The following is a 26,775-nucleotide window of genomic DNA, read 5'->3' as shown; positions in this document are numbered from 1 at the left end:
CACTTGCTAGATGTTCGTTGGAGTATGTAAAGAGAAAAAAGAGGAGAAGCTCCTCTTTTTTCCTATTTTTTTGTTGCCCAGCGAGCGCTTGGGAACGCGTTAACTGGATAAGTGAGCCCTTCCAGATTCGGTTTCACCAAATAGTTTTGCTGGTAGTGGTAAACTGGAATGAACGGCATTTCATCCATCAAAATGGCTTCTGCCTGGTGAAGCAATTCCATACGCTTGTTCGGGTCTTGCTCAACTTTTGCCGCCATATTCAACTGATCATACTCTTTGTTCACCCAACCAGTACGGTTGTTCGGACTTTCACCCAAATAGTAGTCAAGGTTAAACGCAGGGTCGTTGATTTGACCTACCCAGCCCATACGGCCCATTTGGTAGTTCTTTTGTTTCGTTGTATCCAGATATACTTTCCACTCTTGGTTTGTCATTTTCACTTCTACGCCCAAATTTTTCTTGAGCATTTCCTGGATCGCCTGCGCTATTTTCTTGTGGCTTTCATCGGTGTTGTACATGAGTGTAACTTCTGGAAGTGTGGACCAGCCTTCTTCTTGCATACCTTCAGCCAGCAACTTCTTCGCTGCTTCGTAATCTTCTTTGAAGTAGTCTCCGCCCTCTTCGCGGAAGTCTTTTCCGTTTGGTTGCATCGCTCCACGCGGAACCATAGAGTAAGCTGGTGTCTCTCCACCTTGGCTAACCATTTCTGACAGTGCATTACGGTCAAGCGACATGGCGAATGCTTTGCGAACTTTTTTATTCGTAAATGGCTCTTTCGTTACGTTAAACATGTACATATAGGTACCGTAGTAAGGAACGGATTTAAAGTCTGGACTCGATTTTTCTTGGGCGAGGATGTCAGATGGCATCTCTTTGTTGAAGTCGAGCTCACCGCTCTTGTACATCTGATAAGCAGTCGTGGCGTCATTCACCATTTTCCAAGTGATCTTCTCCATTTTTACGTCCGCTTTGTTCCAATAATGCTCGTTCTTTTCGATAACGAGCTCAGAGTCGTGCTTCCAGGATACGAGCTTGTAAGCACCGTTAGAGATGTAGGTATCTGCATTTGCTGCCCATTTTGGAGTGGCTTCTGCCTGCTTCTTGTTGATTGGGTGCCAGTAACGGGTAGCTAGCATTTTGTCAAAGTACGACGTAGGAGCAACCAGCTCGATTTCGAGCGTTTTTGCATCCACGGCCTTGATGCCCACATCTTCTGCTTTTCCTGTGCCCTTGTTGTATGCCTCTGCTCCTTTAATGTAATAGAGCAAGTAAGCCGTAGTCGAAGCAGTTGCTGGATCCAGATGCTTCATATACGTGTAAGCAAAATCCTCGGCTGTCACTGGCTCGCCGTTGGTCCATTTCACGTCATCGCGCAAAATGAACGTGTACTTCAGCTTGTCATCAGAAAGCTTCACTTCCTTGGCTTGTCCCAGGATCGGATTGCCGTCCTTATCCTTGGTGTACAAGCCTTCCCCCAAGTGATCCATGATCCAGAAGGAAGTGGTATCCGTCGAGGTGAGCGGGTTCAAGTCTGGCGGCTCAGACTTGGCATTGAACACAACTTCTTGTTTGACAGCAGCGCCTGGGGTTGTGGTACCTCCAGTCGATGCTGACTCACCACTACCGCCGCATCCAGCCAGAGCCGGAATGACGAGCGAGAGTGACAGGGCAAAGGCAGCTATTTTCTTCACGTTGTTTCCCCCTATATTTTAAGATTGAAAATCGAACTACTGATAGAGATGGCAAGCAACCCAATGGTTCGGTGCGGCTTCCTGCCATTCAGGAACCTGTGCCGCGCATTGCTCCATGGCCTTTGGGCATCTTGTTCGGAAAACACAACCGCTTGGAGCGTTGGCAGGACTCGGCAAATCGCCCTGCAAAATGATGCGCTCCCGCTTGATCGTCGGATCAGGAATCGGAATCGAGGACAGTAACGCTTGTGTATATGGATGAAGCGGCTTTTCGTACAGCTCGAAGCTGTTTGCCATTTCTACCATTTTGCCGAGGTACATCACTCCGATTCGAGTAGAAATGTGCTTCACCATGGACAGATCGTGGGCGATAAACAAGTAAGTCAGCCCCCTGTCCTGCTGCAAGTCTTCCAAAAGATTCACGACCTGCGCTTGGATCGACACATCAAGTGCCGAAATCGGTTCATCTGCGATAATAAATTCCGGCTCAACCGCAAGTGCCCGGGCTATCCCGATCCGCTGCCTTTGGCCTCCGCTGAATTCATGGGGGAATCGGTTCGCATGTTCCTTCGACAAACCAACCAGCTCCAGCAATTCTTTGACCCGATCCGCTCTTGCTCCACGAGACAAGCCGTGAATATCCAAGCCCTCCGCAATAATGTCCATGACGGTCATGCGCGGATTCAGACTTGCTTGCGGGTCTTGAAAAATCATTTGGACGTCGCGGTGGAACTGCTCTGCCTCTTTCCCTTTTAAGCGGTGTGCATTTTTACCTTTGAATAAAACTTCTCCATCTGTATTTTCATAGAGACGAATCATCGTTCTGCCCAACGTCGACTTACCGCAGCCACTCTCTCCGACTAGTCCAAGCGTCTCGCCGCGATTAATCGTGAAGGTAACGCCGTCGACCGCCTTTAGCGTAACTCCATTACCGATTTCAAAATGCTTTTTTAGATTTTTGACTTCAACCAACGCTTGGCTCATCTACGTCTGCCTCCCTGCTGCCACCAGTTCTTCCAGCTTCGGTGCCCGTGGATCATGTAGCCAACATGCAGCTTGGTGACCCTCAGTGAATGTGGAAGCTTCCGGCATTTGCTGCTCGCATATTTCCATCGCAAACTGACAACGCGGAGCGAACGGACAACCTTTTGGCGGGTGGAATAAGTCTGGCGGCGTTCCCTCAATCGGTACCAGGCGTTCCTTTTCCACACCATCGATCCGCGGCAGCGAGCGCATCAAGCCCCATGTGTACGGATGCTTCGGATTTGCGAAAATATCCTCTACCTTGCCTGTTTCCACAACAATTCCTGCATACATGACCACGGCCCGGTGCGCGATTTCGGCTACGACACCCAAGTCATGTGTAATCATCACGATGGAGAGCTGCTGCTTTTCTTGCAATTCTCGAAGCAAGTCCAAGATTTGTGCTTGAATGGTTACATCCAATGCTGTCGTCGGTTCATCTGCAATGACGAGCTTTGGATTATTGGCTAGTGCAATCGCGATGACGACACGTTGCCGCATTCCCCCGGAAAACTCATGCGGGTATTGATCAACCCGTTTTTCCGGATCGGGGATACCGACCAGTCGAAGCATCTCCATCGCTTTTTTCCGTGCCTCTTCTTTGCTGACCTGCTGTGTACGAACAAATCCCTCGACGATTTGGGCGCCGACCTTCATCGTCGGGTTCAGTGCTGTCATCGGGTCCTGGAAGACCATCCCGATCTCAGCTCCACGAACCGAAAGCAATTCCTTCTTACTCATCCCCGTGATAACTTTTCCGTCAAAACGAATCTGACCATCCACGATTCTTCCCGGCGGGTTCGGGATCAAGCCCATGATCGCTTGGGCGGTTACACTCTTTCCACAGCCGCTCTCTCCCACTACCGCAAGCGTCTCGCCACGATCAACATGAAAGGTAACTCCCCGTACAGCCTGTACCTCTCCACCGTACGTTTTGAAATGTACGCGGAGGTTTTCTACTTGTAGCAAATGATCCGCCATGTCTGATCCTCCTATCTTCGTGGCGTGGTTACTCGCGAATTCTTGGGTCCAATGCGTCCTGCAAGCCATCACCAAAAACGTTGAAAGCAAACATCGTCAAAGAAATCATCAGGGCCGGGAAGAAAAGTCTCCACCAATCCCCTGTCAAAATAACGCCGAGTGCATCGTTTGTCATCGTGCCCCAGCTAGCGATTGGCGCTTGCACACCCAAGCCCAAAAAACTGAGGAAAGATTCTGCAAATATCGCTGACGGAATGGTAAACGTCAAGTTCACGATGATGACTCCGATCGTATTCGGAATCAGGTGGCGTAACAGAATGCGAGGGAATTTGGCACCCAGCACTTGGGCAGCCATGATGAACTCCTGGTTTTTCAATTGCAGGATTTGTCCTCGAACGAGACGAGCCATCCCTACCCAACCGGTTGCGGACAACGCGATGATGATGGTAACAATTCCAGGCTCCATGACAACCATCAGCATGATCACCACGAGCAGGTATGGCAGTCCGTACAAGACCTCGATCAATCGCATGATAATAGTATCGATTCGGTCACCCTTTTTGCCTCGACCTGCCATGTAACCGGCAATACCGCCGACGGTCACTCCGATGATCAAGTCAATTAACGCTGCCGATATTCCGATAATGAGTGAAATCTGCGCTCCGTACCAAGTCCGTGAAAACATGTCGCGACCCAGCTCATCTGTTCCGAACCAATGCTCGCTCGAAATTTCCTGATTCGCATTCAAGAGACTCTGATCGGAATAGCTGTACGAAACGAGATGTGGTCCTATGATCGCCATGGCAATCAATAAAACAATCAGAGTCAAACCCACCATGGCCAGCTTGTTTCTGACGAGCTTTCTCGTTACTTGTTGAAAATGAGTAAGGCTCGGTCGCATCTGGGCGATCTGTCCATCTGCTTTTTGAGCTTTAGGTCGAAACAACTCATTTACTGATTGATCTACCGCCATTGGCTACCTCCCCCTGCTCGATAATTTGATTCGTGGATCGATGAACATATAGGCCAAATCAATCAAGAAGATAATGAGCACCAGGATGGCACTGTAGAATACTGTGGTTCCTAGAATAACGGGATAATCTCGATTGAAAATGCCATCGACGAAGTACTTGCCAATCCCAGGTACCGCAAAAATCTTTTCGACGACGAACGTTCCAGTTAACAACCCCGCGATAAGCGGTCCCATAAACGTGACAATCGGCAAAATCGCGTTGCGGATGCCATGTTTGACCACTATCAGAAAAGTCGGAATTCCTTTTGCCTCAGCGGTCCGTATGTAATTCTGATTCATTACGTCGATCATGCTCGTCCGCATATAGCGTGTAATGATCGCTAACGGTCCAAAAGCAAGTGCGAGTGAAGGCAGAACCGAGTGTTTCCAGCTGGTAAGCGTTGCTACTGGGAACAACGGCCATTTGATTGCCAAGTAATTAATAAGCAATGGCGCCATGATAAAGCTGGGTACAGCAATCCCTAATACTGCTAAAACCATTGCCGCATAATCAATCCAGGTATTTCGGTTTAATGCCGCAATTGTTCCGAATAAAAGTCCGAAAAAAAGGGCAACCGCTATCGCCTGCAAACCGATCAGTGCAGATGAACCGAAGCCATCTTTGATCATATCATTGACACCGCGTGTCTCCGACTTAATAGAAGGTCCTAAATCGAGCATGACCAAACTTTTTAGATAAAGCAAATACTGCATCGGCAGCGGTTCATCCAAATTGTACTTGGCACGCAGATTGAGCAATATTTGCTCGGGCAATTGATCTGATTCCGACGCGAATGGATCACCAGGGATCATATGCATAAGGCTAAAAGTCAACGTTACAATAATCCACAAGGTGAGTACCATCATCAGAATTCTTTTAAGTAAATAACGCGACATCTATTCGAGCCCCCTAGTCCAGACTTGCAAAAAGATTAAGAAAATTAAACGCACCCTCCTTTTGTTCATAATTCAAAAAGTTGACTTTTCAGCACCGAGAGGATGGCGAGAACCGAACGAAGGAGGAGCACAGTGTAGGCCATCTACATGAGCACCGGACTTCAGAGGTGAACGCCATATTCGATGTCGAATTCGCTTTCTTGACTACTTCGTGATCAAAAGACAACTTTTTGAACAACCTCTTTAACGGAAATTGACCTAAAACATTCCTTAATTCAACAATATAGTGCCGTGATTATTTAATGTCAATTCTGATTTTTTTATTTTTTACATCGATTCATAAAGGAATTTGCTGAAAGTTGTCAAATATAAAATAATTAATACGGAAATTTTCCCTAAAACATCCCTATTTAAAGCCTCGCGGTTGCTACAGCTCGCATGCCCATTCGATGGGTTATATTCTATCTATATAAGAAAGACTGGCATACTAGAATGCCGAAAAAAGGATGGATTTCCTTCCTGACGTATTGTTTATCCCGTAGTTAACTTTTTTGGAGGACATTTTGATGATAAAAGTTGGCATAGTCGGTCCAAAAGATTCAGTAGATGCAATGGTAGCTGTAGGACGAGAGTTTTCCGATCACATCCTGCTCACCTCCTTTATTTATCAAGGAGTGGAACAAGTACCTGCCTATGTAGCCGAAAATGATATGGAAACAGACATCTGGTTCTTCTCTGGAGTCGCCCCCTACTCGATGGCAAAAGCGCATATTGGCAAGAAAAAAGCCTTTTATCCGCAAGTCAATTCAAGTGTCCTGACAAAAGTATTGCTGGAATTGGTATACCGCGATGGCTTGTCTTTGGATCGCGTGAGCTTTGATACCGTTTCGGAAGCGCATTTTCGTGAGACTTTAGAGGAATTGGGCCTGCACTGTGAGAATCCATACCTAAAGCCGTACAAAGAATTCAGAAAGAGATCTGAATTGGTAGCTTATCATACCCGCCTTATCCAGGAAGGCAAGGTAGACGCTTGTGTCACGGGAACGCTTTTCGTCACAGAAGAATTAAAACGACTGGGAATCAGAGTATACCGAATGGGCTTTACGCGCTTCATATTTCGCGAGATTTTCAAGCAAATTCTGCAAGAGGGTGAAACGCTCCACTTCAAGCGATCCCAAATTGCTGTTCAATTGATTGAGGTATCCGACATGGAAAAGCTCGTAAATGAACCTGCAAACGCGTACGAGCTGCGCCGCCTCGACTTGAAGCTGCAAGAGCTCGTCCTCGATTACACAGAGTCGATTTCCGGTAGCTTCGTCGCGGTCGGCAATTCTAAGTTCATTATTTTTTCCACCCGCGGTTCGTATGAAGACAATCCAGATTTTCACCCTACGATCCTTTTGGAAAAAATCAAGCTGCTCACCCATTCGCATGCGAATATGGGAATCGGCTTTGGTGTCACAGCATTGTCTGCTGAGCGCAATGCACAGCTCGCTCTCGGTCACGCCAAAAACCATAGGGATGCCGTGATCCTCGTTGACCATGACGGTTCGATTGAAGGACCGCTGCGTCAGCCGAACAGCATCAGCTACGAATATTGGACACAGGACAAAGAAATCAGCGAAAATCTGAAAAAAGCTGGTGTCAGCATTACGACGTTTAACAAAATCCTCTCTGTCCAAAAAGCGCTGGGGCAAAAATATATCAGCGCTTCGATGATCGCGGAATGGATGGGTATGACCCCTCGCAATGCGCGTAGAATCTTAAGTGACTTGGCAGAGCACAACATTATCGAGCTCATTGGGGAAGAGACGCCAACGAACCGGGGGCGCCCACGGAAAATTTATCGTATACTCCCCTCCCCACAAACCACGTAAATGCTTCTCCATGAGAAAGGCGTAAGCCGAGCACATAGACTATATAATATCCAATGATCAAAAAGGAGGTTGTCATATGCCCGTTCATCCACAGATTCAACAAATTTTAGACGTCTTCAACCGCTCACGTCATGATGTTGATTTTAACCAATTGACCCCACAGATTATGCGAATGGCGACTGATCAAAATCGAGATTCAAGCGTGGAACGCGAACAGGTAAAAAAGGTCGAGAATCTATCACTTCTCTTAGAAGGTCGTTCCATTCCGATTCGCATATACACACCAGAAGGACATGCCCCCTTCCCTGCGCTCGTGTACTATCATGGAGGCGGATTTGTGATCGGCAATCTCGAAACGGTAGACTCGGTATGTCGCAACTTCGCAAATAACGCAAAATGTGTGGTCATTTCTATTGATTATCGGCTCGCTCCTGAACATCCCTTTCCTGCTGGATTGGAAGACGCCTATGATTCTCTCCTATATATTTCGGACCATGCCGATCAGTTTGACATTGACCCATCACGGATAGCGGTAGGGGGAGATAGCGCCGGAGGTAATTTTGCCACCGTCGTGAGTCTCATGGCTAAAGAGCGACAGGGCCCGCCTATCGTATTTCAATTATTAATATATCCAGCCGTAGGAATTGTGGACACCGCTCCCTACCCATCCATGCTGGAAAATGCAAGTGGTTATTTGATGGATGTGGAATTATTGAATTGGTTCCTCTCTCATTATCTACCGCCAGCCGATCTACAAAATCCATATCTTGATCCGATCAACGGAGCCGATCTCACTGGACTGCCTCCTGCCATGGTGATTACAGCCGAATACGACCCTTTGCGGGATGGCGGAAAAACATATGCGGACAAGCTACGCGATAGCGGTGTCGATGTCGTCTATCGGAATGAACAAGGCTTGATCCATTCCTTCATTGGATTCCATACTACTGTCAAGCAAGCGCAAGAATCGTTGGATGAGATGTCGGCGCAATTACGAAAAGCTTTCAAGGTGTAGGCATTACCATGGTAGGAAGGGTGAAATCATTGACTAAACATACAGACGACAAAGTGACCATTCGCTTCGTTCGTATCGAGGATGCGGCAGCCATTTTATCTTTGCAGCGTGATGTGGTTTGTGAGGGTGATTTTTTTATTGCTGTTTCCGAAGAGTTCAACAAAACCATGGAGCAGCAGCTTGAGTGGATACAAAACATCATCGACAATGACAGGGAAACCATGTTCGTAGCGGAAATAAACGGTGAGTTGGCTGGCATGGTCGTGTTCGTATCTCCGGCTCGCAAACGTTTGTCTCATACAGGTTCGATCACGATGATGATCCAAAAAGCTCACAGAAATAAGGGCAGCGGCAAGGTTTTACTGAAGGAGTTGTTAGCTTGGGCAAAGCAACATCCGCTCATTGAAAAAGTGAGCTTGGGGGTGTTCTCCAACAATCTGAGAGCGATTGCTTTATACAAAAGCCTTGGATTTGTGGAAGAAGGACGAAAAGTGAAAGAATTCAAGCTGGCTGAGAATGAATACGCAGATGATGTCCTGATGTACAAATTCGTATAGCGTCCATTCGTTTTCCTTCCATGCAAAAAAGGACCTTCCCATCAGGTCCTTTTCTTATGAGCAAGTAAGCCCTATACCGATTTAGATGGCTGAACAGATTGTTTCTTTTGAACACTGGCAACAATCACACCCACGACGATCAACAAGGAGCCTCCCACTTGAATCGACGTCACCTGTGAACCAAGCAGCAAAAACCCGACCAGCATCGCTACAAAGGGCTGCAAGTTAAGAAAAATAGCTGCTTTGCCCGTCCCTACCACTTTTAATTGCTGATTCCAGACGATTCCACATATTCCTTGCATGAGGATTGCTGTCAAAATGAGCATCGCCCATGCCCACACTTCATGGCTGATCTGCGCCCCGGGCTCGATCGTCAACAGCGCCGCAGGAGTCAAAAACAAAGTGCCAACCGTCGTCGAGTACACGGTGGCAATAAACGGCTGGATCGTTTGCGTCAGTTTGCGAATGATGATCATGGAGGACGAGAATGTGACCATGGCAATCACAATGAGTAAGACTCCCTTGGAAATGGACAGTCCAGCCCCAACACCGACTACGAAGAATGTTCCCATAAGCGCCAATCCAGATCCGATCTTCATACGCAAGGTAAACTGCTCCTTCAAAAACAAGGAGGCAAGCACTGCGGTGACGATCGGTGACAGGGAAAGAATCAACGATGCCGTTGTCGCGTCTGTCGTCAAGAGCCCATTGAAATACGCCGTTTGATTCGCAAGCGTCCCAATCAAGCCAAGCAATACAAGAAGTCCTAGCTCACGAGCTGTGATTTTTACGAATTTTTTGGTCAGCCACGCGTAAATGATAAGAAACATAGATGTGAAAAGCAAGCGTACATCTGCCAAAAACAGCGGAGGAAACTCTTTAACCAGCATGCTTCCGAACACAAAATTACTGCCCCACAGCGTCACACAAAAAAGCAACAGCAAGTACGACCGAATCATGATTGTTCCTTCTTTCACCCGATGCATTATTCTTCCGTTAGCTATCGTACAGGAGAGTGCGAAAAAAGTCCATGAGCTGATCTGCTATTGTTTGATGGAAATTATGTTTGGTTGTCCGCACTGTCACATAAAAAAGACCAGCGAACGACTTGGTTCACTGGTCTTCCCGTGTTTTATTGTACCATTTCTTCTAAAGGGGGTTCCTCAGTTGCTTCTAGTGCCCCTTCCATCTGCCCTGCCTCTTCTACAGCCGACTCTTTCTCTTTCGCCTTCTCTTCCTCTTTCACTTCCGGCTTCTTCTCTGGCTCCGTCGGCGCGATTGCACTCGCCACGAGTGCCGCGTATTTTTGCGAGCCTTCCTTATTCGGGTGAACTCCGTCTTTGTAAAAGTAAGAGCTTTGTCCTTCACTTGCCGTATACCAATCCACAAGAACGACATGCGGATGGGCTGCAGCCGTTTCCGCCAGCATCTTATTCACGACGCTTTCCCACGGTTTAGGTACGCGAGAATTGACGAGAATGATTTGCTCTGCGCCATCGAGTGATTGCAGCAGCTTGTCGAGCTGCCCTTTACTAAAGGCGCCGTTCGAGCCCAATTCAATCACGACGCGGTTTCCCAATTGACCTTTTGCCTTGAGCTGGGCAATCACCTCAGGAGCTTGCGCCATTTGCCTTCCGATTTTGGCATCCACGACGATTCCTGGCAAAAGCTTCTCCAGGTAAGGAGCCACGTCTATCATGACAGAATCACCAATCACAGTGATTCCTTTACCGGAGCCAATTGCTTTTATCGGCTCTTGTTTTGGGTTAGGCTGTTTGGAAGCATTCGAATCTTTCTGCTTCTCCACAGGCTTCTGCTTTTGTCCGTTGTTATTTGTCTTCTGCTCGTTTTTCGGCTTTGTCGGTGGAGTAGCTGGTTTTTGAACCGTTTCCGGCTTCTTCTCTACGATTGGCACCTCAGGACCATGGGGCTTATCGGGGACCTTTGTCTCCGTGACCGTTTGAGTTGGCTGCGTGACATTTCCAGCGGTTGCATCTGACGTGAGCGAAGCGATCCCATAATACGTGACACAAAGAGCAATCGCGCAACCAGTTGCCAATACACGGTTTAATCGTTTTGTTTTCTGCCCCGCCTTATTGGAACGATGCCAGATTCTCCCTAATGCGCCGTAACGAATAGGCTCTTCGAGATATTTAAATGACAGCGAAGCCAGCAAAATGCTTGCGAGGAGCTGCAAAACCGCTCCAGGTACCGCCATCCACTCTCTTTCCGCTAAAAACGGATTCGTCCAAACGATAACAGGGTAATGCCACAAATATATCCCGTAAGATCGAACGCCGATCCAGCGCAATGGCTTGCAGCCCATCCAGTTCGCCAAGCTGCTTGCCGGATGTGCGAGTACGGCGACCAACACGGCACTGACGACAGACAGTAGGACGAGCCCGCCCTCGTACAAATAATCATCATATTGATTCGTCTTCCAAATGCTGTACAAAAGAATTCCTAAGCTCAAGAGACCGCTTAGATCAAGGGTAATTCGCGCTTTTTGCGAAATGTTCGTCGTAAGCAAGCGACTCGGCCACATCATGGCGAGTGCGGCACCAATCAATAACCCGAAAACCCGTGTGTCCGTTCCGTAATAAACGCGACTCGGATCAAGACCTGGCTCATACAAAACGGCCATAGAGATGGCGGATAGTGCAGCCAGCACCAGAGTAATGATCATAATTGGACCCCTGCGTTTCAGGAAGCGTAGTCCCAGCGCTAGCACCAGCGGCCAAATGACATAGAACTGTTCTTCTACTGCCAATGACCACAGATGACCTAATGGTGAAGGCGGTCCGAATTTTTCAAAATAAGATACATCATGAAAGACCAGCCACCAGTTACTTACGTACAGAACGGCTGCTCCTACATCTCCGCGGATGGTTTTCAACTGGTCTGGCGAAAAGGTGGCTACCCCTGCCATCACCACAAACAGCATGAGGAAAAGCGCTGGGAGCAATCTTCTGGCACGGCGCAACCAAAAGTCTTTCATGTCGAGTCTGCCATTCCGATTCCATTCTGCAATTAATAAGTCTGTAATCAAATATCCCGATAATACGAAGAAAATCCCGACACCCAGTAACCCCCCTGGTGCCCAGTCGTAATTCAAGTGATAAATAATGACTGCGAGTACCGCCAGCGCACGAAGCCCGTCGATCCCAGCCATGTATCGACTGCTGGAGCCTTTGATCGGTTCAGGCATGCTGGTGGCCTCCTATCGTTGCATGTTGGCGAGTGATTAATTCGTTCTGATTATTAATTCTTTTCGTACCCATCGTCCTTTTCATTTTTTTATGGTGATTCTTCGTGCTCGCCATGCAAAACATCTAACATTCTCCCCTTTTTACTTCCGTTCTGTTTTCATCATTTGTTGTTGGGGGCAGTCATTACACATCGGGAATTGCGTGCTCTATGAATGCAAAAACCCCTGTTTTTTGGAATCGTGCGAAAACGGGGGTTGGTCTCGTTCATTATCTTTATGGAAAATGAATTCTTCCCATCATCATTGCCCGTATTCAGGATGTGATGAACTACTCACTATCTCGTTGTTTTTTTGGTTCTCTTACTCCCTTATATATGCACCACACCTTCCTTATAGTGGATGGTTTCACAAGGAAATTACCCGGTCCTTGTCTTACGTTAGACTCTTGCTGAATGTTGTTTGTAACCTGATTATATGACGATTTCGGGGGATAACTCGTTACAAACTGTTTACATTCTGACCATGTTTTTTCCCGGAAAAAACGCGGAATAAAAAAGAAGCTGCTGGTATACTTTCCCCCATCAGCTTCTCGATTGTAGATCATCGCAGACCACCACTGTCAGATGCAAAATGCAACGTGTTTACTTGTCACAAAAGATTTACGGATCAACAGCCTGGATCCGTTCGTAAATTTTGCGAGTTGTATTGACATTCCTGATTGTCATTTGTTGATAAACCTTTGAGCCAATAAGTATCTGCATGATGTAAGGCCAAATCCAAAAGCTAGTATGTATAGCGTCTTCTAACGGTTATTCCCCTATCACTACCATTTTCTCCAATTGAAACAGGAAACACAAGACAAAAATAAAATCCCCATCGATTACCAGCACCGACGAGGATTTTCGCTTGATTATCCCATTTTAAATATGATGAGTAAACAAATAATTTAAGAAAAAACCACCGCTGACAACCGCGATCACCATGCATACAATGCCGCTTTTCACCCGTTCGGAAAGCAATCGCATAAACCCAAGACAGAAAAAGACTCCTGTGACCAAAAAATAAGCGACTCCAACCCAAAAAACATTCCAAGGCAAGCTCGCAAAATCTACGTTACCCAAACGTGAACACCATCCCTGTCCGATTCTACTGATTACTTGTATGTACGATACTCCATTATAGCATTTGTTCACGCTTACTTTCCCATTTTTGCAAAATGCGTAACAGAAGTGTCATACATCTTTGTCTTCATGTTTTCTACACAATCGTTTGGTACGCTTTCTCCAACAGCGCAAAGGAGGAAAAATTGCACATGAACAAACGGAAAATACGCCCGTGGGCTTATCCCTTGGTTCTAGGTGGCGTTTTGCTGTTATCCGCATGCTCCACTGCCACTGACAATTCCACGATGGATCATAATGGACACAACATGAATTCTTCACCACAAGCACCAGCAGAAACGCAACTGCAGCAAATGTCTGCTTCCAGCGACTCGTCGATGGAGGTGCTGACAGGCAATGCCTTTACCCTCACGGCAAAGGAAACTATGCTCCACCTCGATGATAAGACCATGAAAAACGCATGGACGTACAATGGAACCGTTCCAGGCCCACAGCTTCGTGTCAAACAAGGAGAAACAATCAGCGTGACGTTGAAAAACGAATTGCCCGAGCCAGTCACCATTCACTGGCATGGCTTACCCGTCCCGAATAATATGGACGGAATACCTGGCGTGACCCAAAATGCCGTAAAACCAAACGAAAGCTTCACCTACAAATTCAAGGTGGACGTTGCCGGGACATACTGGTACCACTCACATCAAAACAGCGCCGAGCAGGTAGACAAAGGCTTGTATGGTTCCCTCGTGGTGGAACCGACTACGCCAGAGCCAGCTGACAAGGACTTTACCCTCGTTCTGGATGAATGGATGCAGGACGATAGCATGGCAGAAATGCACGGAAGTGGCATGAGTCACGGCATGAGTGCCCCTTCTTCCGATAGCTCCTCCTCTGGTGGTCACAACATGTCCGGTATGGAGATGCCCATGAGTGACGCTGAGATGATGCCGTTGATGTATACGATCTTTTCCGTGAACGGAAAAACAGGCCCGGCAATCCAGCCGCTATCTGTTAAAGAAGGAGAGAAAGTCAGAATCCGCCTGATCAATGCCGGATACTTGAACCACAAGCTGAACCTGCAAGGTCATGAATTTAAAATCGTGGCAACAGACGGACAACCCATCAACAATCCGCCCCTCGTGGGAGGCCAGCTCCTCAATATCGGACCAGGCGAACGATATGATCTCGAATTCGTCGCAAACAATCCTGGCAAATGGTTACTAGAGGAGCGCAGCACTAATCCTGGCGCCAAGTCCCTTGTCGTACCCATCGTCTATGAAGGCTCGGAAACAAAAACAGCCAAATCCGAAGCTGGCGATATGCCGACGATAGACATTACCAAATACGGCGAGGCGGCAAAAAGCAGCTTTACGCTGGAGCAGAAATATGACATCACGTATCAAATGGATCTGAACACGGAAACGGCAGATGGAAAAATGGCCTTTACCATCAATGGAAAAACGTTCCCGGATGTCCCTCCGCTCAACGTCAAAAAAGGCAATCTGGTCATAGTCACGCTGGTGAACAAATCACCAAAAGATATCCATCCGATGCATTTGCACGGACATTTCTTCCAAGTATTAAGCAAAAACGGACAGCCTATCACAGGCTCCCCTCTGGTCAAAGATACGCTGAACATTTTGCCGGGTGAAGCTTATGTAGTCGCATTCGAAGCAGACAATCCAGGAGATTGGATGTTCCACTGCCACGATTTGGGCCATGCTGCGCAAGGAATGGTATCCGAAGTAAAATATGAAGGCTTCAAGCCAGATTTCGTCGTCGACCCTACTGTCGGCAACATGCCGGAATAGCCATAGAAAAAAGCAGGAGCCTTCATGGCTTCCTGCTTTTTCATTACGCCAATACACCGTCCAAAGACGTTTTCCATTCTACGCCAGCTGGGAAAACATCCTGTACTTGCTGTCTCAGCTTGTCGTTTTGGCTCAATTGCGGACTCAAGATCGATACCAGACCGCTATCCTCTCGCGAACGGATCAAGCGCCCGATGCCTTGACGCAGTCTCAGCAGCATGTAAGGCATATCTACCTCGTCGAAAGGATTCGCTGCACTTTTTCGTTTTGCTGTAAACACCGGATCATTCGGCGGGAATGGCAGTGACCAAATGATCACATTGGACAGCGAAGGCCCCGGAACGTCCAGCCCTTCCCACAGGCTCACCGCACAAAGGCTGCTTTTCTCGTCGTTTTGGAACTGAGAGATCAGATGGCTGATTTCTGCATCTCCTTCAAACAAGAATCGCAGATCCGTACAGGTAGGATCGTTTTTGATAGCGGCCTTGAATTGCTGTAATTCCTCCATGGAGGAAAACAACAGAAGCGCACTACCTCCTGATTTTTGCAGTAATTGGCTAGCCTGGCTCATTTTTTCCGCAAAGGAGTCGGTCGCAGAGAGTGTCGGTACGTATACCTCCATTTGCTTGTCGTATTCGTATGGAGAAGCCACCGAGAAAGACAGGTATTGCTCAATGCCCAAGCTGTCCGCCACATACTTGAACGATCCATCAACAGATAAAGTCGCAGAGGAAAAGACAATCGGCATCTTTTGTGAGAAGACGCGCTCTTCCAGTACTTCCTGCACCTTTTTTGGCATGACGACCAAGGTTGGCCCTGTAATCTCTTCACTCATCCAGGAAATGACGTGATCCGGGTCTTGGAAAAGTCCCAGTGCCAGCTGCATCATTTCCAAATGCTCCTCGACAATCCGCAGCTGGAACTCGTCCAACGTATACAGACCACCCTCTAGCGCCAGCTCTTCTTCAATCCAACTGACGAGATTCGTAAAACGGTGGATGGTTGCAATGAGTTCCGGATGAAAATGGATTTCTTTGCGGTTGGAGCCCATCACAGCCTTGCTCTCTTCGTTCAATCGGGAGAACATCTCCTCGCTCTGGGCAATGGCTTCTTCAATGGCAATGGCGAGCTCTTCCCTAATCTCACCCTTCAACACACGCGTAATCGTTTCTTCGAAGACGGAGTGATTCAGCTTGTACGTTAATGCTTTTTGGGCAGCAGGCTCCAGCAGATGACCCTCGTCAAAAATGACTGAGCTATGCGGTGGCAGCAACGGCAGTTGACCTCCGCGCTTGCGGATCTCATAGGTCCACACATGCTCCATATAAAAGTCATGGGAGCAAATGATCAAATCGGCTGATTGACGGTAATGATTTCTGGAAAGGGTCTGCCCACACCGGTGCTGTCTGTCGCACACAAAGCAATCCTGAAAAGTATCCCAGTTCATCTGCGCCCATTCTTGATCATCCAGGTCAGGATATGTGCTGCGATCCCCGTACGGATAAAACGACTGCAAGGCCTCGTGTGTATGAACAAACGAAGGCAGCTCTTGATAAATATGCTGGAAAGCTTCGCTTGTCTCAGGCTGGAATCTCGCCTCATCCAGCTTGCGCAAACAGAGATATTGGTCCGGAGATTTTCCGAGTCTCGCGTCAATGGTTAGGTTGAGATGGCGAGCCAGTTTGGCTATATCGCCTTCCGGTTTTACGAGCTGCTCAATCAACGACTCATTGGCACAGGCAATGATGGCGGGCTTTCTGGTATATCGTGCATAGCAGATAGCGTACAGCAAGTAAGCCAATGTTTTCCCCGTACCAACTCCCGCCTCTGCAAAAATCGTTTGCTTTTCTATAAAAGCCCGTTCAAGCTGAAAGGCCATGTAGATTTGCTCATCACGCACCTCGAATCCAGCCTCAGGCAATACTTCATAAAAAACGTCCGCTACCCAATCACTCACCTGAGGGATGAACGGTTGGGACGGATCGTAGGCAAAAGGATAACGTTCCAATTGTGACCTGCCTCCAATAATGAAAAGAATCGTCAAGCATAGAATTGCCAAAATGTAATGATGACATGTCTTGACGATAAACACAATATAGATGAGAGAAAAAACCACTCCATTTCGTGGTAAGATAAGGATGGTAAAAAAGTAGAATGAAATAGGAGTGAACAAACCTATGAAAAAAGTAATGTTTATTGAAATGGGAATGGGCATCGACATGCATGGACAAAACGTCACCAAAGCCGCAGTCCGCGCTGTACAAAATGCTATCCATCATAATTCGATGCCTGGACTGCGTTCTGTCCTGCCAGGAAACGATATCCATAACATGAAAGTAAATGTGAGACTGGCCGTTCCTGCTGACAAGGACAAGCTCGATTTGGAAACGGTTCGTAAAGCACTGCCTTATGGGGAAGTCTCCTTTGAAATCGTCGATGGCGGCATGCTGACGAGCAGTGGGGTCGTGATCGCTGAAAAAGAGGACAAGAACGACCTTGCCTATATCGTCATTGCTTCGGTAGAGGTAGGATACTAGAATCCCGGCTCATCAACTACATGTGGGTGAAACTGATAACGCTCCAACTCTATTTCTCCTGCTGCTGACACAACTATCCCTTCGCTTTCCAAGGTCATTTTTTGCAGCGTGAACGAATCCAAATCTTGCAATCCAATCTTTCCTTGGGCGTTGATAACCCGATGCCAAGGAAGCTTGTGCTTTTTGGACATGGAATGAAGGATGCGAACAATTTGTCTGGCAGCTCTCGGACTCCCGGCCAACGCAGCAATTTGCCCGTAAGTCATGACATAGCCCGCTGGAATCCCGGCAATAATGTTTAGTGCGCGCTGCGTAAATTCGGTCATGATGACTACTCCTTCTTGCTTGATCAAATCAAAAGGCTTGTGACTCCTCGAAGATCACAAGCCTTTTCTTCTTATTTCAGGTTAAAACAGTCTTTCCAGCTCGTCAACCAGACTTCCGACGTAGGCGACTGCCTCGCGGATTGGCTGCGGATCTGACATATCCACTCCAGCTTTTTTCATCAACTCCAGCGGCGTCAGCGTCCCTCCTGCTTTGAGCACCTCGATCCAACGGTCAACGGCAGGCTGTCCCTCTTGCTTGATGCTCGCTGCCATTGCTGTGGAAGCGGTCAAACCAGCTGCGTACGTGTACGGATACAGCCCCATGTAATAGTGCGGTTGGCGCATCCATGTAAGACTCGCTGCCGCGTCCAGATCCACTGCATCACCCCAGAAGTCTGCGAGCACTTGCCCTTTCCATTCGGAGAGCTGTTTAGCAGTCAAAGGTACGTCTTTTTGCGCTCCTTCGTACACTTTTCGTTGCATTCTCGCTTCTAGCAGATGCGTGACAAAGTTGTGGTAATACGTATTCATCAATTGCAAAATGACCCAACGCTTCAGACGAGGATCGTCGGATTGCTCCACGATATGCTGCGCGAGCAAGAGCTCATTGAGAGTGGACGGCGCTTCGATAAAGTACAGCGATGGACGAGAGTTCGTAAAGCTTTGCTCTCTTGTCGCCAGCATAAAATGTCCGCAATGCCCCAGCTCATGAGCCAGCGTGAAAGCACTGCGCATATTCCCCGACCACGTAATGAGAATATAAGAATGCTTGCTATAGGTCGTTGAGCAGAAAGCACCTGTCGATTTGCCCACGTTATCTACGTAGTCGATCCAGCGTTCATTCAGCGCTTTTTCCATAATGGCTGTATATTCAGGCCCCATCACTTGCAAGGATGCCAGTATCTTTTGCCCAGCTTCTTCAATCGTAATTGGCGGGCTGAATTCTGGGTCTAGCGGTGCCTTCAAATCACAAAAAGCAAGCTTTTCGAGACCGAGCTCTTTTGCTTTGAGCTTCGCATAGCGCCGCATGTGCGGAGCGAGTTCATTCCCGATGATATCCAGTATATTGTGGTACATATCCAGTGTAACCTGCTGTGGCTTAAGCAGCATGTCCGTTACGGTTTCATAACCACGCAGGCGGGACATGACGGTTTGTCTTTTCACCTCTGACGCGTATACCGCAGCGAAGGAGTTTTGGTAAGAAGCGAGTGTCTTCGAAAAGGATTCGTACGAAGCACGGCGCAGCGTCGCATCGGAAGACATCTCATAATCAGTCTCAAACAGCGCGAAGGATACGGGACGCTCATTTCCCTCCCCATCCTGGACAGGAACAAATGACATGTCCGACAGCTTTCCGCGCAAATAAATGTTATATGGTGCACCGAAAACCTCGCCCATAGCCGCAAATGCTTCCTCGGTCTCAGCCGACAGTCGGTAAGGCTTTGTTTCCAGCAAATCATTCAGGCTTTTGCGGAATATTTCGAGTCCTGGCTCTTCCTTCAAGAAGCTCTCGATTTTTCCTTCAGGCAGCGCCAAAATCTCGGAGGGTATAAAAGAAAGCGCAGCGTTTAGCTGGGACACGACATCCCCTACCCGTGCAGAGTTCGCTTGGTTTTGTGGATTCGTCCCGTCTTCAGACGACCGCAGTCTGGCATAAGACGCTGCGATATTCGCCCGAACATTGATCGCCTCGTTTGCCTCCAAGCATGCCAACAACGTCTCTCCACTCTTATGCAGCTGACCTTTGAATGCTGTGACGACAGGCAGATGCTGTATAATTTCTGCTAATTCTTGCTCCCACGCTTCCTGGCTCTCAAACAGATCGTTCAGGTTCCACGTATACTCGACAGCGACTTGATCACGTGTCTGTCTTGTCTTCACTGTGACTGCCTCCTTTAATTCTGCCAATAAAATATTTTTTATGTAATAAATTTGCCTTTTCATTTGAATTTTCCTACAATTAATCAAAATAAACAAGTGGATAACTTGCTCGAATTAGGCCGTAATCTGTCTTTTTCTGCGCTTTCCTAGGAAATTCTTTCAAATCATAAGCAGGTGATTTCGGGGAGGAAGGTAAAATAGTTAGAATGCAAGTAAGCCTTTTGTTGTTAAAAGGAGGAAATGAACGATGTCTTTTGAAACCTTGTTTGACCGTTACGCTGATCTCGCTGTAAAAGTCGGCGTGAACGTACAGCCTATGCAAACGTTAGTAGTAACAGCTCCGCTATCTACTGCTCCTTTTGTGAGAAGGGTAGCAAAAAAAGCGTACGAAGCGGGTGCCAAGCACGTACATATTGATTGGACCGACGATGAACTCACACGGATGAAATATGATTTGGCTCCTGATGAAGCGTTTCGTGAATACCCGCAATGGAAGGTACAAGGGTTAGAGGAAATGGCGGAAAATGGCGCGGCGTTTCTCTACGTTTCTTCTGCGAACCCCGATTTGCTGAAGGGTGTAAATCTAGACCGCATTTCTACTGCCAACAAAACAGCGGGTCAAGCTCTCCATAAGTTCCGCAGCTATACCATGTCCGATAAAGTGAGCTGGTGCGTGCTAGCAGTTCCATCACCTGCGTGGGCCGCCATGGTCTTCCCGCATTTGCCACAGGAGGAACAGGAGCCTGCTCTGTGGGATGCTATCCTCCGAGCTACTCGCGCAGATATGGATGACCCTGTCCAAGCTTGGCATGACCATCATGCGACATTGAATAGCAAGGTAGATCAGCTCAACGCCAAACAATACCGCTATCTTCATTACGAAGCTCCCGGCACCAATTTGACGATTGAGCTGCCTAAAAACCACATCTGGATTGGCGGCGGTAGCGTAAATAAAGAAGGTGTCTCCTTCATGGCCAACATGCCGACAGAAGAAGTATTCACCGCGCCATTAAAAGAAGGCGTCAACGGAACCGTTCGCAGCACCAAGCCTTTGAGCTATCATGGGAATTTGATCGAGAACTTTACGTTGACGTTTGAAAACGGAAGAATTGTCTCGGCAACTGCTGAAAAGGGAGAAGAATCCCTGAAGCAATTAATTGAAACAGATGAAGGCTCGCATTATTTGGGGGAAGTGGCTCTGGTTCCTCATCTGTCCCCTATCTCGCAATCAGATATCATTTTCTATAACACGCTCTTTGATGAAAATGCGTCCAACCACTTGGCGATCGGGAACGCTTATAGTGTGAATATTGAAGGTGGCGCTGACATGAGCAATGAAGAATTAGCTAGCCACGGAATCAATATCAGCCTTACTCACGTCGATTTCATGATCGGCTCTGCCGAGATGAACATTGATGGAGAAACAGCTGACGGCAAGCGTGAACCATTATTCCGCAACGGAAATTGGGCTTGAATCTAACCTGAGAATGGCATAGCGAGAGGCTGGATTTCTGTCATCCATGACAAATCCAGCCTCTTTCTTTTCTCGGATACAACATTTTTTCCCCGGAGCACTTTCATGAAGGGGAAATTATCGGATACAAGTGTCCCTGCATGGCAAAGGACGCTTTCCCCGTTTCCTCGGAAACAACGACGATCAGCGCATCGCTTTTTTCACTCAAGCCCAACGCAGCACGATGTCTGGTTCCCAGCTTTTTTTCCCCTACCACAACCTGAGATAATGGCAGGACATTGGCCGCGGAAACGATATGATTTTCCCGAATCAGGACGGCCCCATCATGCAAAGGGCTGCCAGGATAAAAGATCGACTCCAGCAAGGAATGGCTCATCGCAGCCTCAATCGGTATGCCTGCTTGTAGCAGCTGATCAAGCGGGTCCTCACGCTCAACGACAATCAATGCTCCTTGGCGCCTTTTGGCCAAGTGCTGCACGGCCTTGGATAAATCCAGATATTTTTCCGTATAGGGTGAGAGATAGCATTGTAAATAAAAGGAGGCTGCTACTGTTTCGAGTCGGCTAAACTTCGTCCGTATTTGATCAAACGTCCCGAGCACACATTCATTTTCATTTTTTAACGCATGGATGCTCTCATCTAACGTAACGGATATTCCCCTCAGCTCTTGCAGCAATTCCGCCTTCAGCGATGATGTGTCACAATTAACTTCCAGCATATGAACCCCTCAATTTCCATTTCTCTTCACGCTTCGTTCTTTGTTTGATTGTTCCCCACCCTATAGGAAATCATTCTATTTCTTAGATGATAATTCCACTGTTAACCGGACATAGTAAAACACAAATGATCAACAGCTTATGGAGCGAAACCGACATGATAACGGAATGGAATGAGTTTCTTTCCATCGCACAAGACTCGAATGATTTTAAGCATTACCCCCTGCTCAACGAGGAAAGTCCTTTTGTTATTTCGTACTATCAAACCTTGATTAAAACAGAGCTGCTGCAAAAAAATCTCTTGCGCCCCCTTCAAGAGCGTATGGAAGCAAATGAATCGATCACGGACCTGCGCCACTTTTCCCGCTTTCTCCATGTAGAGGATATTATTTATACAGATGACATACAGACAGTCGTCTCCAAAATCATGACAGGCTATGCAGCCATCCAATCGAAAGACAATCTACAGTTCTTCGCCCTTATCAATCTAGCCAATCCGACTGAAGGACTACGAACTGATAACGACACGGAAAATGAGTTTAGTGTTGTTGGACCAAAGGTAGGCTTTGTTGAAAACATCGATATCAACCTGCATCTGATTCGTCAACAAATCAGCACACCCAAATTAATCATTCGAGAATTAACCTTAGGTACGCTCTCTCATACGCGCATCGCCGTCGTTTATTTGTCTGGCATAACGAATCCTCAGCACATTGAAACCGTTGAGCAAAGACTACAGACGATTGACTTCGATATCATTTTTGATTCATCACAGCTCGATCAAATCATGAGTGATAATTCGAATACCCCTTTCCCACTGTTTCTGTCTACAGAAAGGATTGACCGGGTCATTTATGCGTTAACTCTCGGGCAGATCGTGATTATTTCCGATGCATCTCCGTATGTCATTACCGGTCCAACCACGATCTTTGATTTCTTCATTTCTCCCGAGGATTATTATTTACCGTGGATCTTATCGTCCTTGTTTCGGTTGATTCGTATTTTTGGTGTGCTTTTTTCTATCTTGATGACACCTGCCTATACGGCGGTTCTCACTTTTCATTTGGAAATGATTCCGCAAGACATGCTGGCTCCCATCATTTTATCGAGGAAGTACGTCCCTTTTCCTCCTGTCTTGGAAGTGCTTTTCCTGGAGCTGACGATCGAGTTCTTGCGAGAGGCGGGTGCCCGGCTTCCGACAAAGGTCGGGCAGACTCTTGGAATCGTAGGTGGAATCGTCATTGGTCAAGCATCAGTCGAAGCAGCCTTGACCAGCAATATATTGCTAATCATCGTAGCTCTGTCGGCGCTTGCCTCTTTTACCACCCCCATCTACAAAATGTCAAACACGATCCGTTTCTTGCGCTTTCCGCTCATTATTTTGTCTGGAATATGGGGCGGGCTTGGGATTGCCATCGGTCTCATGTTCATGCTGACTCATCTACTTCAGCTTAAATCGTTAGGAACACCTTACCTTGCTCCGCTTTACCCTTTTCGCAGACGCAGCTTCGCGGACAGCTTCATTCGCTCTTCCTATAGCAGAACGGCCAGAAGGTCTGCTATTATGCGCGTCATCTCGCAGTGGAGATACGATCCTGACAAGGCCACTCAGAAAAGAGATATAGATGAATAGATGAAGGAGCCATCGAGGAAACCATGGTTGCAAAGAGGAAATGGATACTGGTGTTATTGATATGGATCATGACTGGCTGCTCTTCGACTCGAATCGTCAGCGAAGTACAACTGATTCATTCACTGGGTCTCGATCTCGAAGACCAAAAAATAGAAGGGGCAGCTATCACTCACGTGTACGGAAAGGAAACGACACAGATAGAGCTGCTGGAAACAAAAAGCTCGAATTTATTTACGATCCTCCCTGACTTTAATACCATCACTCCTTCTCAAGTGGAGCTAGGGCAATTGCGTTCCGTCATTGTTGGGAGAAAATACGCTGAAAACGGAGTGGAAGCGCTGGTACATACACTTTGCCGCGATCCCTCTATTGGTTTTCGCCTTCAACTCGCTGTAGCGGAAACAAAGGCATTGACGATTCTGAAAGGCATACGTCATATGCAAATTCCTTTTTTCATCTCCGATAGCGTCGCTCAAAATATCAAAACACTGAATTTGCCCAAGACCAACCTGCATATTTTCTTGTTCAATTTATACGGCGAGGGCCGTGATCCTTACCTACCCTATTTCGTCATGCATAATGACAGAGTGAAGCTGGATGGTCTCGCGCTTTTTCGAGATGACAAATTCGTGCATCGCATCAATTCGAAAGAAAGCTTTTTGTTAAAAATCATGGTTGAAAAAGCCAAGAGTGGCCAAATTCCATTTGAGGTGACGATCAAGAATCGAAAAGAAACAGGGATGTTGAAAAATCTGCATTCCCATGCCGTCTTCGATGTCAATATGAACGAATCTGTTCCCAGCATCAGGGTAAAGCTCATGATAAATGGGCAAATCAGCGATTATTCGGAGTGGCTGCAATTATCCAATCCGCAGGTATTGCGCCAAATGGAAAAAGAACTTTCCTCCTACCTGCAAAAGGAGGTGACGATTTTTATAAAGCATTTGCAGAAGCTTGAAGTTGATCCGGTTGGATTTGGTGATTTGGTTCGCAGTCGAAGCACGTCATGGGACTACTCCCACTTCAAAAAGATGTATCCACACATAAAAATCGCCGTGACGGCCTCGATTAAGCTGGAGCAAACAGGTGAGTAATGAATAACCAGGAGGGATCAGGTGAGTACTTCCATTCGGGAAAGCGCGATGGTTTCACCTTTTTTTGTATTCTTTCTCGTGCACGCCAATATCGTGGGGATCGGGATACTGGGCTTTCAACGGACAATCGTATCCCATGCCGGATACGATGCCTGGATCTCCCTTCTACTTGCCGGGGCAAGCATCCATCTCATTATTTGGATGCTCTATTTTATGTTGAATGCGGGCAGCCAAGATCTGTTCTCCCTTCACGAGCTCTGCTTTGGAAAATGGCTAGGCAAGCTGATGAGCTTTGTCGTATTGATCTACGTCTGGATGGCTGCTTTTCTCATCTTGCGTTCTTACGTCAGTATTGTGAAGCAGTTTATTTTCCCTCTCATGCATACGTGGAGTACGACGCTAATAATCTTGCTCCTCATTCTGTACATTGTTGCTGGCGGTTTTCGCACGGTTACGGGCGTCTGTTTTTTAGGTGTGGTGATTCCGGCGATTTTAATGCTTCCTTTATTTCTATTCCCTTTCGAGTACGCTCACCCAAATAACCTGTTCCCGATGTTTTCGCATAATCTCACCGCTTTGATCGCATCTGCCAAAGACGCTGTTATCAATTATATGGGCTTTGAATTAGTGCTCTTCTACTACCCGTTTATCAAGCGAGCAGCTCACTCGCAAAAATGGGCCCACGCTGGCGTCCTTATCAGCACGCTTCTATATGTAGCCGTCGCCATCGTAACATTTCTCATGTTTAGCCACGGTGAACTGGATAAGATTATTTGGCCGACGTTGACCATGCTCAAAATCGTCGAAATTCCGATTTTGCAGCGATTGGAGTTCATTGTGATCTCTCTATGGCTGTTCGTGATTTTACCTAACATCTGTCTCAATCTATGGGGGGTTACCCGCGGAATGAAACAACTATTGGGCATCAGTCAAATCCGCTCCCTTTTGCTTCTCCTCATATCTTTGGCAATGGGTTCCTATCTGCTCGAAGGTACGACTCCATTGCTCATGGCACTCGATTTTTATGGGAAAGTAAGCCTCGTTTTCATTTATGGCTATATCCCGCTATTGTTCGTGCTCTTCCTTCTCTGGGGGAAAAAGCGAAGTACCGCACGACACCAGACTCCCGGGCCAGAAACAGAAAATGCCCGATAGATGCCTATCGAGCAAATCGTGCTGAGATGGTAATGCCAGCTTCTAACAAAGCTTCTCGGATGCTCTGCGCGAATTCCAACGCATGGGCACCGTCGCCGTGAATACAAATGGAATCGGCCTGAATCGGGATATCCACGCCTTGCTGGGTCAGGACGCGTCCCTCGCTTATCATACGAATGACTTGTTGAAGGGATTGCTGTCGGTCTGTAATCAGCGCATTCGGCTGACTGCGTGGTGTCAGCGTGCCATCGTGCTGATACGTACGGTCGGCAAACACTTCGTGCGCCGTAGCTAGTCCGATTTTTTCGCCAGCACGCGTCAATTCGCTCCCCGCCAAGCCATACAACACCAGTTCCGGATTTACTTTGTAGATGGCCAACGCGATAGACTCAGCCAGCGCGGGTCTTGTGGCTGCCATATTGTACAAGGCCCCATGTGGCTTCACATGATGCATAACGCCCCCTTCTGCCCTGACAAACGCTTGCAGTGCGCCGATTTGGTACACGACTAGATCGTACGCCTCTTCAGGAGAAATCTCCATGTTTCGGCGACCGAAGCCGACCAAATCAGCGAATCCGGGATGGGCACCGATTGCCACACCTGCCTCTAAAGCCATTTGCACTGTTTTTCTCATCGTCACAGGATCGCCAGCATGGAAACCACATGCCACATTTGCAGAGGTGATATAGGACAAAATTTCTTGATCGTTGCCCAACTGATAGGCGCCAAAGCTCTCTCCCAGATCACAGTTTAGATCTACTGTTTTCAT

The 26,775-nt window shown here is 47.4% G+C and carries 21 protein-coding genes; 9 read left to right on the top strand and 12 right to left on the bottom strand.

Annotation, left to right across the window (positions count from 1 at the left end; genetic code table 11):
• Positions 1–62 precede the first annotated feature (62 nt).
• Genes C7R91_RS15460 through C7R91_RS15440 form a run of 5 tightly spaced genes read right to left on the bottom strand, consistent with a single transcriptional unit; the run spans position 63 to position 5,604 of the window.
• Positions 63–1,691, bottom strand: a complete 1,629-nt coding sequence (locus tag C7R91_RS15460; RefSeq protein WP_047069173.1) for a peptide ABC transporter substrate-binding protein — start codon at positions 1,689–1,691, stop codon at positions 63–65.
• Between the two features lie 36 nt (positions 1,692–1,727).
• On the bottom strand, positions 1,728–2,675 hold the full coding sequence (locus C7R91_RS15455; RefSeq protein WP_047069172.1) for an ABC transporter ATP-binding protein: 948 nt from the start codon (positions 2,673–2,675) through the stop codon (positions 1,728–1,730).
• Complete coding sequence (locus C7R91_RS15450; RefSeq protein WP_047069171.1) at positions 2,676–3,695, bottom strand: ABC transporter ATP-binding protein; 1,020 nt, start codon at positions 3,693–3,695, stop codon at positions 2,676–2,678.
• Between the two features lie 28 nt (positions 3,696–3,723).
• On the bottom strand, positions 3,724–4,668 hold the full coding sequence (locus tag C7R91_RS15445) for an ABC transporter permease (protein ID WP_047069170.1): 945 nt from the start codon (positions 4,666–4,668) through the stop codon (positions 3,724–3,726).
• Positions 4,669–4,671: 3 nt separating this feature from the next.
• Positions 4,672–5,604 (bottom strand): ABC transporter permease, encoded by a 933-nt coding sequence (locus C7R91_RS15440; RefSeq protein WP_047069169.1) that lies wholly within the window; start codon positions 5,602–5,604, stop codon positions 4,672–4,674.
• A 566-nt stretch (positions 5,605–6,170) separates the two neighbouring features.
• On the opposite strand from C7R91_RS15440, the gene C7R91_RS15435 reads away from it, so the two are divergent.
• The 3 genes from C7R91_RS15435 to C7R91_RS15425 all read left to right on the top strand — a co-directional run bounded on the left by C7R91_RS15435 (position 6,171) and on the right by C7R91_RS15425 (position 9,053).
• The gene (locus C7R91_RS15435) at positions 6,171–7,481 is read left to right on the top strand and encodes a helix-turn-helix domain-containing protein (RefSeq protein WP_047069168.1); all 1,311 of its coding nucleotides are present in this window, start codon (positions 6,171–6,173) and stop codon (positions 7,479–7,481) included.
• 76 nt (positions 7,482–7,557) lie between these two features.
• Positions 7,558–8,496, top strand: a complete 939-nt coding sequence (lipP1, locus tag C7R91_RS15430) for a LipP1 family hormone-sensitive lipase (RefSeq protein ID WP_047069167.1) — start codon at positions 7,558–7,560, stop codon at positions 8,494–8,496.
• A gap of 8 nt (positions 8,497–8,504) precedes the next feature.
• Positions 8,505–9,053 (top strand): GNAT family N-acetyltransferase, encoded by a 549-nt coding sequence (locus C7R91_RS15425; protein WP_371863595.1) that lies wholly within the window; start codon positions 8,505–8,507, stop codon positions 9,051–9,053.
• Between the two features lie 71 nt (positions 9,054–9,124).
• Here C7R91_RS15425 and C7R91_RS15420 read toward each other — a convergent pair whose 3' ends face one another.
• Together C7R91_RS15420 and C7R91_RS15415 are read right to left on the bottom strand one after the other, a co-directional pair.
• Positions 9,125–10,012, bottom strand: coding sequence for a DMT family transporter (locus C7R91_RS15420; protein WP_047069166.1), 888 nt, complete (start codon positions 10,010–10,012; stop codon positions 9,125–9,127).
• Between the two features lie 173 nt (positions 10,013–10,185).
• Positions 10,186–12,261, bottom strand: coding sequence for an acyltransferase family protein (locus C7R91_RS15415; protein ID WP_047069165.1), 2,076 nt, complete (start codon positions 12,259–12,261; stop codon positions 10,186–10,188).
• Positions 12,262–13,573: 1,312 nt separating this feature from the next.
• Between C7R91_RS15415 and C7R91_RS15395 the strand changes: the two genes are divergently transcribed.
• A complete protein-coding gene (locus tag C7R91_RS15395) occupies positions 13,574–15,190 on the top strand; it encodes a multicopper oxidase family protein (RefSeq protein WP_047069163.1) in 1,617 nt (538 codons plus the stop codon).
• 43 nt (positions 15,191–15,233) lie between these two features.
• Here C7R91_RS15395 and C7R91_RS15390 read toward each other — a convergent pair whose 3' ends face one another.
• Positions 15,234–17,198 (bottom strand): ATP-dependent DNA helicase, encoded by a 1,965-nt coding sequence (locus tag C7R91_RS15390; protein WP_047069162.1) that lies wholly within the window; start codon positions 17,196–17,198, stop codon positions 15,234–15,236.
• A 169-nt stretch (positions 17,199–17,367) separates the two neighbouring features.
• Here C7R91_RS15390 and C7R91_RS15385 point away from each other — a divergent pair, with 169 nt between their 5' ends.
• Positions 17,368–17,727: a Lin0512 family protein gene (locus C7R91_RS15385; protein ID WP_047069161.1), complete on the top strand. Its 360-nt coding sequence runs from the start codon at positions 17,368–17,370 to the stop codon at positions 17,725–17,727.
• Here the strand turns inward: C7R91_RS15385 and C7R91_RS15380 are convergent.
• Both C7R91_RS15380 and pepF read right to left on the bottom strand, forming a co-directional pair.
• Positions 17,724–18,053, bottom strand: a complete 330-nt coding sequence (locus C7R91_RS15380; protein WP_047069160.1) for an MGMT family protein — start codon at positions 18,051–18,053, stop codon at positions 17,724–17,726. The genes C7R91_RS15385 and C7R91_RS15380 overlap by 4 nt on opposite strands.
• A gap of 81 nt (positions 18,054–18,134) precedes the next feature.
• On the bottom strand, positions 18,135–19,934 hold the full coding sequence (gene pepF, locus C7R91_RS15375; RefSeq protein ID WP_047069499.1) for an oligoendopeptidase F: 1,800 nt from the start codon (positions 19,932–19,934) through the stop codon (positions 18,135–18,137).
• 247 nt (positions 19,935–20,181) lie between these two features.
• Between pepF and C7R91_RS15370 the strand changes: the two genes are divergently transcribed.
• A complete protein-coding gene (locus tag C7R91_RS15370) occupies positions 20,182–21,408 on the top strand; it encodes an aminopeptidase (protein WP_047069159.1) in 1,227 nt (408 codons plus the stop codon).
• Between the two features lie 103 nt (positions 21,409–21,511).
• Here C7R91_RS15370 and cdaS read toward each other — a convergent pair whose 3' ends face one another.
• Positions 21,512–22,126, bottom strand: a complete 615-nt coding sequence (cdaS, locus tag C7R91_RS15365; protein ID WP_047069158.1) for a sporulation-specific diadenylate cyclase CdaS — start codon at positions 22,124–22,126, stop codon at positions 21,512–21,514.
• Positions 22,127–22,281: 155 nt separating this feature from the next.
• Here cdaS and C7R91_RS15360 point away from each other — a divergent pair, with 155 nt between their 5' ends.
• The 3 genes from C7R91_RS15360 to C7R91_RS15350 are packed head-to-tail and all read left to right on the top strand — an operon-like array spanning position 22,282 to position 26,006.
• Positions 22,282–23,757 carry a spore germination protein gene (locus tag C7R91_RS15360; RefSeq protein ID WP_052773372.1) on the top strand — a complete coding sequence of 492 codons (1,476 nt, stop codon included), beginning with the start codon at positions 22,282–22,284 and terminating at the stop codon, positions 23,755–23,757.
• A 50-nt stretch (positions 23,758–23,807) separates the two neighbouring features.
• Entirely contained in the window at positions 23,808–24,851 is a 1,044-nt protein-coding gene (locus C7R91_RS15355) for a Ger(x)C family spore germination protein (protein WP_236697835.1), read from the top strand.
• Between the two features lie 21 nt (positions 24,852–24,872).
• Positions 24,873–26,006: a GerAB/ArcD/ProY family transporter gene (locus C7R91_RS15350; RefSeq protein ID WP_047069156.1), complete on the top strand. Its 1,134-nt coding sequence runs from the start codon at positions 24,873–24,875 to the stop codon at positions 26,004–26,006.
• Positions 26,007–26,010: 4 nt separating this feature from the next.
• Here the strand turns inward: C7R91_RS15350 and C7R91_RS15345 are convergent, their stop codons facing one another.
• Positions 26,011–26,775, bottom strand: coding sequence for a LamB/YcsF family protein (locus C7R91_RS15345; protein WP_047069155.1), 765 nt, complete (start codon positions 26,773–26,775; stop codon positions 26,011–26,013).

This window comes from Brevibacillus formosus (genome assembly GCF_003013405.1).
Lineage (GTDB): Bacteria > Bacillota > Bacilli > Brevibacillales > Brevibacillaceae > Brevibacillus > Brevibacillus formosus.
Note: the sequence above shows the minus strand (reverse complement) of the source record. Positions and strands in the feature narration are given on the sequence as shown.